General features: G+C 68.2%; 11 protein-coding genes. 7 read left to right on the forward strand and 4 right to left on the reverse strand.

Translation table 11 applies throughout. The annotated features are described in order from the left end of the window. Positions 1-63 precede the first annotated feature (63 nt). Positions 64-951: a DMT family transporter gene (locus ACZ5YA_RS30735; RefSeq protein WP_118931830.1), complete on the forward strand. Its 888-nt coding sequence runs from the start codon at positions 64-66 to the stop codon at positions 949-951. Positions 952-989: 38 nt separating this feature from the next. Then, the gene (ltaE, locus tag ACZ5YA_RS30740) at positions 990-2000 is read left to right on the forward strand and encodes a low-specificity L-threonine aldolase (RefSeq protein WP_251877368.1); all 1011 of its coding nucleotides are present in this window, start codon (positions 990-992) and stop codon (positions 1998-2000) included. 13 nt (positions 2001-2013) lie between these two features. Here ltaE and aptA read toward each other — a convergent pair whose 3' ends face one another. Continuing rightward, complete coding sequence (aptA, locus tag ACZ5YA_RS30745) at positions 2014-3348, reverse strand: omega-aminotransferase AptA (protein ID WP_059374726.1); 1335 nt, start codon at positions 3346-3348, stop codon at positions 2014-2016. Positions 3349-3508: 160 nt separating this feature from the next. Further along, positions 3509-4390, reverse strand: a complete 882-nt coding sequence (locus tag ACZ5YA_RS30750) for a GntR family transcriptional regulator (protein ID WP_464091663.1) — start codon at positions 4388-4390, stop codon at positions 3509-3511. A gap of 157 nt (positions 4391-4547) precedes the next feature. Between ACZ5YA_RS30750 and ACZ5YA_RS30755 the strand changes: the two genes are divergently transcribed. The 5 genes from ACZ5YA_RS30755 to ACZ5YA_RS30775 are packed head-to-tail and all read left to right on the forward strand — an operon-like array spanning position 4548 to position 10828. Continuing rightward, complete coding sequence (locus ACZ5YA_RS30755) at positions 4548-5654, forward strand: C45 family autoproteolytic acyltransferase/hydolase (RefSeq protein ID WP_251877364.1); 1107 nt, start codon at positions 4548-4550, stop codon at positions 5652-5654. A gap of 50 nt (positions 5655-5704) precedes the next feature. Next, positions 5705-7276: an ABC transporter substrate-binding protein gene (locus ACZ5YA_RS30760; protein WP_464091664.1), complete on the forward strand. Its 1572-nt coding sequence runs from the start codon at positions 5705-5707 to the stop codon at positions 7274-7276. A 6-nt stretch (positions 7277-7282) separates the two neighbouring features. After that, positions 7283-8227: an ABC transporter permease gene (locus ACZ5YA_RS30765; RefSeq protein ID WP_013392266.1), complete on the forward strand. Its 945-nt coding sequence runs from the start codon at positions 7283-7285 to the stop codon at positions 8225-8227. A 7-nt stretch (positions 8228-8234) separates the two neighbouring features. Next, positions 8235-9056 carry an ABC transporter permease gene (locus ACZ5YA_RS30770; RefSeq protein ID WP_464091665.1) on the forward strand — a complete coding sequence of 274 codons (822 nt, stop codon included), beginning with the start codon at positions 8235-8237 and terminating at the stop codon, positions 9054-9056. Further along, a complete protein-coding gene (locus ACZ5YA_RS30775; RefSeq protein ID WP_464091666.1) occupies positions 9053-10828 on the forward strand; it encodes an ABC transporter ATP-binding protein in 1776 nt (591 codons plus the stop codon). Before ACZ5YA_RS30770 ends, ACZ5YA_RS30775 begins: the two co-directional genes overlap by 4 nt. Before the next feature lie 10 nt (positions 10829-10838). Here ACZ5YA_RS30775 and ACZ5YA_RS30780 read toward each other — a convergent pair whose 3' ends face one another. Together ACZ5YA_RS30780 and ACZ5YA_RS30785 are read right to left on the reverse strand one after the other, a co-directional pair. Further along, positions 10839-11183, reverse strand: coding sequence for an antibiotic biosynthesis monooxygenase family protein (locus tag ACZ5YA_RS30780; protein WP_059374714.1), 345 nt, complete (start codon positions 11181-11183; stop codon positions 10839-10841). Further along, positions 11180-12283, reverse strand: coding sequence for a cytochrome P450 family protein (locus tag ACZ5YA_RS30785; RefSeq protein WP_464091667.1), 1104 nt, complete (start codon positions 12281-12283; stop codon positions 11180-11182). Before ACZ5YA_RS30785 ends, ACZ5YA_RS30780 begins: the two co-directional genes overlap by 4 nt. Positions 12284-12351: the final 68 nt, after the last annotated feature.

The raw sequence follows: 12351 nt of genomic DNA on the forward strand, positions 1-12351 counted from the left end.
GAACCGCCGGTACGGGCGTATTTGCTTTTTCGCGTCCAGAATTTCCCCTACGGAGCCGTGCCAGTGAGCCGCAGCAGTTTCGATCGTGCAGGGCTAGCCCTGATGTTCAGCACCATCCTGGTCTGGGCGGGCAGCTGGATCGCGATGAAACTGATCGTTCCCTACATCGGCCCCTTCGACTTCGTGGCGCTGCGCTACGTCTCGGGCGGCCTGGTGCTGTTCGCGCTGGTCATCGCGCTGCGGCGGCCGCTGGCGATGCCGCCCTGGAAGCTGACCTTGTTGATCGGCCTGACGCAGACGGCCGGATTCCAGGGCTTTGTGCAGACCGCGCTGGTGTCGGGCGGAGTGGGCAAGGTCTCGCTCATGGCGTACACGATGCCGTTCTGGGTGATCCTGTTCGCATGGTGGCTGCTGGGCGACCGCCCCACCGCGCGCCATGGACTGGGTATCGGGCTGGCCGCCATTGGCCTGGTGTGCTTCGTCGAACCCTGGAACGGCCTGGGCGATATCCGTCCCGTGCTGCTGGGGTTGGGCAGCGGCCTGTGCTGGGGCGTGGGTACCGTGCTGTCCAAGCGCATGTTCGAACGCCATGCGCCCGATGTGATGACTTTCACGGCCTGGCAGATGCTGCTGGGCGGCCTGGTCATGACGCCGGTCGCTTTTCTTGTGCCGCAGATGCCCGCCCAGTGGGGCTGGCAGCTATGGGCCGGCATGACCTACATCGTGCTGATCGCGACGGCCGCGGGCTGGCTGCTTTGGCTGCTGGTGGTGCGCCTGGTGCCAGCGTCTATCGCGGGCCTGTCCAGCCTGGGCGTGCCGGTCGTGGCGATGCTGTTCGCCTGGGCGCTGCTGTCCGAGCAGCCTACCGCGGCCGAGCTGGGCGGCATGGTGCTGATCCTGGCCGGCATCTGGGTCGTGAGCCGCGCGGCGCCGGCGGCGCGCGCCGAATAAACGCTTTCTGAATTCCTTTTCCTATCCTGGGACATTCCATGATCGATCTGCGTAGCGACACCGTCACCCGGCCATCCGCAGCCATGCTGCAGGCCATGGTATCCGCGCCCCTGGGCGATGACGTGATGGGCGATGACCCGACCGTGATCCGCCTGCAGGAGGCGGTTGCCGAGCGCACGGGCAAGGCGGCCGGCCTGTTCTTCCCGTCAGGCACGCAAAGCAACCTGGGGGCGCTGATGGCCCATTGCGAGCGGGGCGACGAGTACCTGGTGGGCCAGCTCGCGCACACCTACAAGTATGAAGGGGGCGGGGCGGCCGTGCTGGGCAGCATCCAGCCGCAGCCCATAGAACATGCGGCCGATGGCACCTTGCCGCTGGACAAGTTGGCCGCGGCGCTCAAGCCCGAGGGCGATGCGCATTTCGCCCGTACCCGGCTGCTGGCGCTGGAGAACACTTTCCACGGAAAGCTGATTCCGGCCAGCTACGTGCAGGCCGCGACGGCCTGGGCGCGCCAGCATGGCCTGGCGACGCATCTGGACGGCGCCCGCGTGTTCAATGCGGCGGTCGCCAGCGGCAAGCCGGTGGCGGACCTGTGCGCGCCCTTCGATACGGTGTCCATCTGTTTTTCCAAGGGCCTGGGCGCGCCCGTGGGGTCGGTGCTGGTAGGCAGCGTCGAACTCATCGCCCGCGCCCGCCGCTGGCGCAAGATGCTGGGCGGCGGTTTGCGCCAGGCTGGCGTGCTGGCCGCGGCTTGCCTGTATGCGCTGGAGCACAACGTGGAACGCCTGGCGCAAGACCACGAGAACGCCCGACTGCTGGCGGAGGGGCTGCGCGCCATTCCGGGCGTAAAGGTATTGAGCCAGGACACCAACATGGTGTTCGCGGAATTCGAGCCCGCGCGCTGCGAGGAACTCACCGCCAAGCTGGCTGCCGACGGCATTCAGATGCGGGCCGTGTATGGCGGCCCGACCCGCCTGGTCACGCACCTGGACGTGTCCGCCGCGGACGTGCGGCAGGTGGTCCAGGCGGTGGCCCGGCACCTGGCATAAGCAGGGCGGGCGCTCAGGCGTCCGCGCGCAGCACGTCCGACAAGACCGAGAACAATTCGTCGATCTGCGCGCGCTCGATGATGAGCGGGGGCGACAGCAGCATGGTGTCGCCCGCCGAACGGATCAGGCAGCCGCGTTCCAGGCAGGCCTGGTGCACGGCGTACGCCCGCTGGCCGGGCTTGCCTTCCAGCGGTTCGAGTTCGATGGCGGCCAGGAGGCCGATGTTGCGGATGTCCACCACGTGCGGCAGTCCCTTCAGGCTGTGCGCCGCGTCTTCCCAATAGCGCCAGAGTTCGCGGCTGCGCTGGAACAGGCCTTCGCGGCGACAGATGTCCAGGGTCGCCAGGCCGGCGGCGCAGGCCACCGGATGGCCGGAATAGGTGTAGCCGTGCGACAGCTCGATGGCGCTGTCCGGTCCCTGCATGAAGGCATCGTAGACATGCTGCTGCACCAGCGTGGCGCCCATGGGGATGGCGCCGTTGGTCAGCCCCTTGGCGCTGGTGATGATGTCCGGCGTGACGCCGAAGTGCGATGAGGCGAACGCGCCGTCGATGCGGCCGAAGGCGCAGATCACTTCGTCGAAGATCAACAGAATGCCGTGCGCATCGCAGATCTGCCGCAGTTTCTGCAGATAGCCCTTGGGCGGCACCAGCACCCCGGTCGAACCCGCCACGGGTTCCACGATGACGGCCGCGATGGTGGAGGCGTCGTGCAGCGCGACGATGCGCTCCAGCGTATCGGCCAGGTGGGCGCCCCAGTCAGGCTGGCCGCGCGTATAGGCCATCTGGCTGCGGTCATAGGTGTGCGGCAGATGGTCCACGTAGGGCAGCAGATTGCCGAACGGCTTGCGGTGGCCGGCGATGCCCGACACCGACAGGCCGCCGAACCCCACCCCGTGGTACGAGCGTTCGCGTCCGATCAGGCGCACCCGCTGGCCCTGTCCGCGCGCGCGGTGATAGCCCAGCGCGATCTTCAGCGCGGTATCCACCGCTTCGGATCCGGAATTCGAGAAGAACACATTGGAGAACCCGGCGGGCGCTTCCTGGCGCAAGGACTCGGCCAGCTCGAAGGCCAGTGGGTGGCTCATCTGGAACGACGGCGCGTAATCCAGTTCATGGGCGGTGCGGGCGATGGCCTCGACGATTTCCGGGCGGCGGTGTCCGGCGTTCACGCACCACAGGCCCGCAATGCCGTCCAGCACGCGGCGTCCGTCCGGCCGGATGTAGTGCATGCCCTCGGCGGCGCTGAACAGCACGGGCGCGCGCTTGTAGCGGCGGTTCGCGGTGAAGGGCATCCAATAGGCTTCGGCGTTGATGGCGGGGGTGGGATTAGGCGCTGACGATGACATGGGGCTTCCGGCATGTGGAGATTCGGGGTTTCTATTTTGTATTAATCAATTGATAAATACAATACAAGAAGACCCGAAGGCAATCCACAGCGCGAGCGTCACGCGTGCCGGAGACCCGCTACGGCGGGCTGGCGGACGAATGAAGATGGAGATGGGGCGGTTAAGACACTTGCAGCGAGGTCTTCAAGTGGCGCCGCATGAGCTGCGAAGCCCATTCCTGGTCGCCGGCCTCGAGCGCGTCGATGATCTGCAGGTGTTCGCTGCTGGAGTTGATGAAGCGCGCGTCGCGGTAGAACGCGGCGTGCTCTTCCAGCCGGCGCAACTGGTTCTGCTGCTGCACCGCCTGCAGGATGTAGCGGTTGCCCGAGAAGCGGGCCAGCATCTCGTGGAACGAGGCGTTGAGATTGAAGAACTCGGTGGCCGAGATGTCGGCGTCGCTGCGCGCCGCCAGCGCTTCATGCGCGGCGCGCATGCGCGCCAGCGCTTCCCGGTCCAGGCGGAAGGTGGGCTCCAGCAGGCCGGCGCATTCGACGGTCATGCGGAAACGGTAGCTCTCGTTGAGCGCGTCGCGGTTTTCCAGCGACGGCGCGAACTGCCAGCCATGGCCCTTGCGCTTTTCGATCAGGCCGTCCGCGGAAAGCTGCAGCAGGGTCTTGGCCAGCACGCTGCGCGGCGCCGGATAGCGCTGCTGCAGGTCGCGCTCGGTAAAGGTTTCCGGCAGCTCGCGCGAGGCGCGGTCATCGATCAGGCGCCGGTACAGCTCGTCCTGGGTGGGGCCTGCGCCCTCGATGGCGGGAGGCGCGGCCGCCGCGTGCGCCGCCACCGTGTAGCCGCTATTGGGGCGGTGCGTGATGAGGCCCTGCGCGGCCAGCAGCTTGAGCGCGCCGCGCACGGGCGTGCGCGAGACCTCGTAGCTCGCCGCCAGCGTTTCCTCCGAGAGGTGGTCGCCGGGCGCATGGCGCCGGGCCACGATGTCTTCCGCGATATGGCGCGCCAGGTCGACTTGCAGCGGAGTGGGGCGGGCGGGAGCGGCGTTGGACATGGGGGATGGGCGCGAAGGGCGGCAGAGTCGGAATGGTACCGGAGAGCTACGCGCGCGGCGTTCGCGGTGATGGCTCCGGGGAAACCCTTGTATTGAACTTTTTCGTATATTAGTACAAAATTTGCCCGTCTTGAACCTTGCTCCGGAGCCTTGAGCCGTGACTTTGCCCACTCCCTTCCCCCTGGTCGATGTACAGGGCAGCCCATACGAGCGGGGCCGCCAGCATGGCGCCGCCGTCCCCGAGCGCGTGGCGCGCAGCGTGGCCCTCTACCGCGGGCAGCTGGAGCGGCGCGGCGTCGCGGCGGACCGCTTGAAGGAACTGGCCGCCGCCATGGTGCCGGTGGTGGGCGACTATGACGCGGCCTACCTGGAAGAGCTGCGCGGCATCGCCGACGGATCGGGCCAGGCGCTGGAGGACGTGGTGGTCATCAACTGCCGCACCGAAATGATGTTCGGCCATGCCGAGCTGGGCCGCGCCCGCAAGGAGCTGGACGATGGCTGCACCGGCCTGGTCGTGCTGCCCGAGGCCGCCGCCGGCGGCAAGCTCATGCATGCCCATAACTGGGACTGGCGCGAGGAATGCGTGGACACCGGCATCGTGCTGCGCATGCGCCGCGAAGACGGTCCCGACCTGCTGGTGTTCACCGAGGCGGGCAGCCTGGCGCGCCACGGCTTCAACAGCGCGGGCGTTTCCCTGTCCGGCAACTTCCTGTCCTGCGAGCACGACTATCAGCGCCCGGCCGAGGTGCCGCTGGTGCTGGTGCGGCGCAAGATGCTGGAAGCCTCCAATATCTGCAACGCCATGAAGGTGCTGTGGGCCTCGCGGCGCTTCTGCTCCAACAACCTGATGCTGGCGCAGGCGCAGGGCGAGGCGGTCGATCTGGAATGCTCGCCCGACGAAATCTTCTGGATCACGCCCGAAGACGGCCTGCTGGTGCACGCCAACCACTGGATCAGCCCGCCCGCGCGCGCCAAGCTGTTCGACAAAGGCCTGGCTGCCAATCCGGATTCGATCTACCGCCAGCGCCGCGTGCAGGACATGCTGGCGCGCGCCGCCGGCGGCATCGACTGGGACACGGTCAAGCGCATCCTGGCCGACGACTTCGCCGCGCCCGACGGCGTGCTGCGTTCGCCCAAGCCGGCCAGCTTCGACAGCATCTCGGCCACGGTGGCCACCACCTTGATGGAGCCGGCCAGCGGCGTGATGTGGATCGCGCGCAAGCCCTACGAAGGACGCAATTTCGCGGAGTACCGGCTCTTCTGAGCCGGCCCCCAGACCCATATGCGGCGAGCGCCGCGCCTGGAGTGATCCCTATGAATTCGCATGCTACGCGCGCCAAGAACGCGTTGCTGTTATCCGCCGCGCTGGCCGCCGCCGCGGCCGGCCTGCCCGCCGCCGTGCGGGCGCAGGCCGCCGCGCCCGAAATCCGCTACGCCGAAGGTTCGGGCACGCCGACCACGCTGCCCGGCGGGCGCTCCCGCAACACTTCCACCGACAACGTGCTGGCGCACGTGGTGGAGTCCCTGGTGGCGCTGCGCGCCGACATGAGCGTGGCCCCCATGCTGGCCGACAGCTGGACGCTGTCCGACGACAAGCGCGCCTATACCTTCAAGCTGCGCCAGGGCGTCACTTTCCATGACGGCACGCCCATGACCTCGGCCGACGTCAAATGGACCTACGACTACCTCAACGGCGCCCAGTCCGAGTATTCCTGCAAGAACCTCTATGACGGCAGCAAGGGCGCCAAGGTCGTGGCGGTGGAGACGCCCGATCCCGCTACCGTGGTGTTCAGGCTGGAGCAGCCCTACGCGCTGTTCCTGGACCAGATGGCCAGCGTGCAGTGCCCGATGCCGGTGCTGAGCGCCAAGAGCGTCGACGCCGAGGGCAAGTGGGCCAAGCCCATCGGCACCGGGCCCTACGTGTTGGCGGAATGGAAGAAGGAACAATACCTGCTGCTGACGCCGTACGCCGGCTACAAGCCGCGCGAGGAAGCGCCCAGCGGCATGGCCGGCAAGAAAACGGCACAGGCCAACGTGCGCTTTGTGGTGATTCCGGATGCGGCCGCGCAGAAGGCGGCGCTCATGGCGGGCCAGGTCGACGCCTACAACGCGGACGAGGACAATCTGCCGGCCAAGGACCCGCGCTGGAACATCGTCACCGAGCAGGGTCTGGACACGGTCAACCTGTTGATGCAGACGCGCGCGCCGCTGCTGTCGGACGTGAACATGCGCCGCGCCATCGCGCTGGCGCTGGATTTTCCCGGCATTGCCAAGGCTTTGAACAACGGCCACGCGGCCTATAACCCGTCCCTGGTGCCCGCGGCCAGCGTTTATTACTCCGAAACCGACCGCGCCGGCTACGAAAAGAACCTGAAGGAGGTCAAGCGCCTGCTGGACGCCGCCGGCTATCGCGGCGAACCCCTGAAGCTGCAGGCCAACAAGCGCTATCCCTATCTGTACCGCGTCGCGGTGGTGACGCAGCAGCTGTTGGGCAAGGCCGGCATCAAGGCCGAGCTGGACATGCTGGAATGGGGCACCCAGGTGACCAACTTCCGCGAAGGCAAGTTCGAGCTGATGGCATTCGCCTATTCGGCGCGCACCGAGCCCGCGCTGATGTTCCGCGACGTGATCGGCGACAAGTCCAAGACGCCCATGGCCCAGTGGGAAAGTCCGGAGGCCGCGGCCATCCTGGAAGGCATAGAAGCCGAGTCCGATCCCGCCGTGCGCAAGCAGGCCTTCGATAAGCTGCATGCGCTGATGCTGCGCGACGCGCCGCTGCTGATGTACTACAACAAGCCCGGCTATGTGGTCGTCTCCAGCAAGCTGGAGGGCTTTACCGGCTGGCCGCTGCGCAAGCCGCGTTTCTTCAACGTGACCAAGAACTGAGGCGCCGTGCTGGGCTATCTACTCAAGCGCATCGCGGCGTCGGTGCCCACCGTGATCGTCGTCACGGTGCTCGTGTTCGCGCTGATACGCGCGATCCCCGGGGATCCGGCCTCGCTGATGCTGGGCGATATCGACAACCCGGCGCTGCTGGCCGAAATGCGCCACGCGCTGGGGCTGGACCGTCCCGTTGGCGAGCAGTTCCTGATCTGGGTGGGCAACGCGCTGCAGGGCGACCTGGGCATGTCCATCGCGCGGCGCGAACCCGTGATGCATCTGGTGCTGACGCATTTCGCGGTGACGGCCCAGGTGGTGCTGACCGCCACGCTGCTGGCCTGCCTGGTGGCGGTGCCCGCCGGCATGGTGGCCGCGTGGCGCCAGAACCGCCGCGCCGACACGGCCATCGTGTCGACCTCGATCCTGTTCGTGTCCATGCCCAGCTTCTGGGTCGGCATCCTGCTGATCTGGCTGTTCGGGGTGAAGCTGAACTGGCTGCCGGTGTACGGCTTCGAATCCATCGCCCAGGGCGGATTGGGCGCGGCGCGCTACCTGGTGCTGCCGGTCTGCGCCATCGTGCTGACGGAAATCGCCGCCATCACGCGCATGATGCGCGCCAGCACCATCGAGACGTTGCGGCTGGAATACGTGGCGCATGCGCGCGCCAAGGGCCTGCCGGAAAAGCGCGTCATGCTGCGCCATGTGCTGCCCAACTCGTTCGGCCCCACCTTGACGGTGATCGGCCTGATGTTGGGCCATCTGTTGTCGGGCGCGGCGGTGATCGAGACCGTGTTCACGCTGCCGGGCATCGGCCGGCTGCTGGTGGAAAGCATCTATGCGCGGGACTACCCCGTGGTGCAGGGCTGCCTGCTGTTCATCGCGCTTTTGTACGTGGCGGTCAACCTGGTGGTGGATCTGCTGTATCCGCTGTTCGACCCGCGCGTGAAGCTTCAATAGGATCATCATGGGCTTTAAACATACCAATGCCGTCCTGGGCGGCGCGCTGGTCGGGGACGTCGTGCTGCTGGCCCTGGTCGGGCTGGTGTACACGCCGCACGATCCGCTGGAAGGCGATCTGCTGGCGCGCTTTGCGCCGCCGTCGGCGGAGTACTGGCTGGGCACCGACGAGTTCGGCCGCGACGTGCTGTCGCGGCTGATGGCGGGCGCCGGGGTCAGCGTGGCGGTCAGCGTGTTTTCCGTGCTGCTGGCGCTGCTCCTGGGCACGACGATAGGCGTCACGGCCGGCTATGCGGGCGGCTGGGTCGATCGCGGCATCACCGTGCTGGTGGAGTCGCTGATGGCGTTTCCCGGCCTCTTGCTCGCGCTGGGCATCATGACTGTGCTGGGACCGTCCAAATGGGGCGTGGTGCTGGCGCTGGGTCTGGCGTATTCGCCGTCGGTGTCGCGCATTGCGCGCGGCGCGGCGCTGTCCCTGCGCCAGCGCGATTTCGTCATCGCCTCGCGCGCCACCGGGCATGGCGGCCTGTGGACCGTGTTCCGCCACGTGCTGCCCAACTGCCTGCCGCCGCTGCTCATCTTCGCGACCTCGATCTTCGGTTCCGCCCTGCTGGCGGAAAGCGCGCTGAGCTTTCTCGGCCTGGGCGTGCCGCCGCCGCTGGCCACCTGGGGCGGCATGCTGTCCGAGAGCCGCAACGCCATGGACCAGGCCATCTGGCTGGCGGTATTTCCGGGCGCCATGATTTCGTTGAGCCTGCTGGGCATCAATCTGCTGGGCGACGCGGTGCGCGATCTGCTGGATCCGCGCATGCGGGGGGTGATGGCATGAGCGCTGCACAACCTCTGCTGTCCGTGCGCGACCTGGAGATCCGCTTTCCGGGCAAGCGCGACGCCGCGCCGGTGGTGAACCGGGTGTCATTCGATCTGCACGCCGGCGAATCGCTGTCCATCGTCGGTGAATCCGGCAGCGGCAAGACGCTGATCGGCAAGACCCTGCTGGGCCTGTTGCCCGATTCGGCGCGCATCACTGGCGGACAGGCGCTGTTCGAAGGCCAGGACCTGCTGCGGCAGGCGCCGCGCGACTGGCTGGCGAAGCGCGGCACCGGCATCGGCATGGTGTTCCAGGAGCCGATGGTATCGCTCAACCCGGCGTTCCGCGTGGGCGAACAACTGATCGAGGCGCTGGTGCTGCGCCGTGGCATGGCGCGCCGCGAGGCCTGGGACGAGGCCGTCCGGATGCTGGAGCGCGTACGCGTGCGCGACGCGCAGGATTGCATGAAGCGCTACCCGCATGAATTCTCCGGCGGCATGCGCCAGCGCATCCTGCTGGCGGGCGTGATGCTGCTCAAGCCGCGCCTCCTGATCGCGGACGAACCCACCACCGCGCTGGACTGCGTGGTGCAGAAGGAAGTGTTGGACCTGATGTGCGAACTGACGCGCGAGCAGGGCACTGCGCTGATCTTCATCAGCCACAACCTGGCCCTGGTGGCCGCATACACGCAGCGCGTGCTGGTGATGTGCCGCGGTCTTGCGGTCGAGACCGGGCCAGTGGCCGAGGTCCTGTCGCGGCCGGCGGATCCATACACGCTCAGCCTGCTGGACGCGCTGCCCAAGCGCGGTCCGGCCCGTCCCGCCGTCGAAGGGCCGCCCATTCTGCAGGTGGACGGATTGGCAATCGACTACTCGGTCCGCGAGGGCTGGTTCCGCAAACGCGCGGTGCGCGCCGTGCACCGCGCGACGTTCGCGGTGGCGCCGGGGGAAACGTTGGCCATCGTCGGCGAGTCGGGCAGCGGCAAGACCACGGTCATGATGTCCATCCTGGGGCTGGTGCCGCAGGCGCAGGGGCGGATTGAACTGGATGGCCAGGCCTTGCCCGCGGGCGGTTCGGGCCAGTCTTGGCAGGCGGCGCGCCGGCGGGTGCAGATGGTGTTCCAGGATCCCTATTCATCGCTGGACCCGCGCATGACCATCGGCGACCTGGTGGGGGAAGGCCTGCGGCTGGAAGTTGGCATGACGGCGGAAATCCGCCGCAAGCGCGTGGCCGAGGCGCTGCGGGACGTGGGCCTGGGCGAGGGCTACGCGGAGCGCTATGCGCACGAACTCTCTGGCGGCCAGCGCCAGCGCGTGGCCATCGCGCGGGCGCTGGTGCTGCGGCCCGAGGTCATCATCGCGGACGAGCCGGTGTCGGCGCTGGACGTCACCGTGCAGAAGCAGGTGCTGGAGACCCTGATGTCGCTGCAGCGCTCGCATGGCTTTGCCTGCCTGCTGATTTCGCATGACCTGGGCGTGGTCGAGCAGATCGCCGACCGCGTGGTGGTGATGTTGCGCGGCCATATCGTCGAAGAAGGCACGCGCGATGAAGTGTTCGACCGGCCCACGCATCCCTACACGCGCCGCCTGTTGCAGGCAGTGCCGGAACTGCGTGGCAACCGGACCGAGGGCTTTCGCGTGGAAGTGCGCGACCTGCCGGCGGGCCCGGGGCGCGACGAGGCCGATTACTTCGATCCCTCATCCGCGCCGGGCCTGCCCGCGATGACGGCGGTGTTCGAATCCGGCGCCACCCATCGGGTGGCGCTGGCGGCAGCCGCGGCCGGGGCCTGAGGCACAGGCCTCAGCCGTGCCGCTCGCGGCTGTCGGCGGGTGCCGCGTCGCGCTGGTTCATGCCATAGTCGCGCAGCACCTGCGCGACGCGCAGGCGGTAATTGGCGAAGACGCCGCCGCGCCCGGCTTCCTGGGCCCGGCGGTGCGACTCCAGCGTGCGCCAGCGCTGGACCGCCGCTTCATCGCGCCAGAACGAGAGCGACAGCAGCTTGCCCGGCTCGGACAGGCTCTGGAATCGTTCGACCGAGATGAAGCCGTCCACGGCCTTCAGTTCGTCGATGAGGCCGGCGGCGATGTGCAGATAGGGATTGGGGTCGCCGTGGGCGGGTTCGACTTCGAATATCACTGCGATCATGGCGCTTGCTCCTCGGAAAAATCAAACTGCGGCACGCGCGCGTTGGGCAGCGGCCGGTAACGGAAACGGGCCGCCAGCGCGGCGGCATCCAGGCCTGCGCGCAGCAGGCGCGTGAGCGCGCCCGCCGCATGCTGGCGGGCCGGCAGGCGGCCGGGGCAGGCGTGCCCGAACGCGCCGAAAGTCCAGTGCGCCTCGGGCTGCGCCGTGGCGGCCGCGGCCAGCACCAGCAGCACGGTCTGGCCGGCTTCGATGTATAGACCGCCGACGTCGATGCCGGCGGCGAGAAAGCGCCGCGTGTTGTGCAGCGGCGGGTCGCTGCGTTCCACGTCATCCATCAGCGCCAGCGCCGCATCGTCCGTGAGGTCCGCGCGCAGGCCGCGCCGTCCGGCCAGGATGATGGCGTTGCCCAGCAGGCCTGCGCCGGCCTCGCAGGATTGGAACAGCAGGCCGGCCAGATTGGCGGCCAGCAGCGCCGGCGCTATTCCCGCCCGCGCGCCGTCGTCGCGCAGCCGGCGCAAGGCGGGCGCGGCGTCTGGGGCCTGCAGATGCGACTCCAGGCGTGCCTGCAGACGCTGCGCGGCGGCGTGCCCCGCTTCAATGCGATCCGCCGCTGCGGTGGCGGGCAGCGCGGACAGGAACGCCGCGATATCGGCGGCGCAATCCGCGTACAGGCCTGGCGGCAGGCCCAGGAACGCGGCTTGCGCATGTACCGGCGCGGCGCTCAGGTAACGGTCGACGGCCGCGGCGTCCAGCGGGCCCGGATCCGGCCACATGGGCATACAGGCCTGCGCCGTCTGTTCGCGGAGGTAGGCGCTCAGCAGGGTCTTCACCTGCGTGTGCGTTGCGCTGTCGTTCATGCGCACGAAGCGGCCGAAGAGTTCGCCCGCCGGGCCTGGGCACAGTGCCTTGGGCACGGGCTCCGCCGCCGGACGCACGCGCGCGGCCGGATGTTGCATGATGGCCGCTATCGTGTCCGGATGGCTGGCCACCCACAGGTCCAGCGCCGCCTCGCGATACAGCGGCCGCTCGCGCGCCAGCGCGGCGTAGTACGGGTAGGGGTCGGGGTGAGTGACCGCCTGCAGGGGGTGGGCAGGATGCATGGCGATGGCCGGTAATGGATACGGCCGCCAGTATCCGCCAGCCTCGACGGTCACGATTCGATGCGCGG

The sequence above is a fragment of the Achromobacter sp. JCM 18799 genome (assembly GCF_055395645.1).

What these genes read in the sequence shown, in the direction of transcription:
- ltaE (WP_251877368.1), top strand. Translation starts at nt 990, where the DNA reads ATGATCGATCTGCGTAGCGACACCGTCACCCGGCCATCCGCAGCCATG.
- aptA (WP_059374726.1), bottom strand. Translation starts at nt 3,348, where the DNA reads ATGTCATCGTCAGCGCCTAATCCCACCCCCGCCATCAACGCCGAAGCC.
- ACZ5YA_RS30750 (WP_464091663.1), bottom strand. Translation starts at nt 4,390, where the DNA reads ATGTCCAACGCCGCTCCCGCCCGCCCCACTCCGCTGCAAGTCGACCTG.
- ACZ5YA_RS30760 (WP_464091664.1), top strand. Translation starts at nt 5,705, where the DNA reads ATGAATTCGCATGCTACGCGCGCCAAGAACGCGTTGCTGTTATCCGCC.
- ACZ5YA_RS30770 (WP_464091665.1), top strand. Translation starts at nt 8,235, where the DNA reads ATGGGCTTTAAACATACCAATGCCGTCCTGGGCGGCGCGCTGGTCGGG.
- ACZ5YA_RS30775 (WP_464091666.1), top strand. Translation starts at nt 9,053, where the DNA reads ATGAGCGCTGCACAACCTCTGCTGTCCGTGCGCGACCTGGAGATCCGC.
- ACZ5YA_RS30780 (WP_059374714.1), bottom strand. Translation starts at nt 11,183, where the DNA reads ATGATCGCAGTGATATTCGAAGTCGAACCCGCCCACGGCGACCCCAAT.
- ACZ5YA_RS30785 (WP_464091667.1), bottom strand. Translation starts at nt 12,283, where the DNA reads ATGCATCCTGCCCACCCCCTGCAGGCGGTCACTCACCCCGACCCCTAC.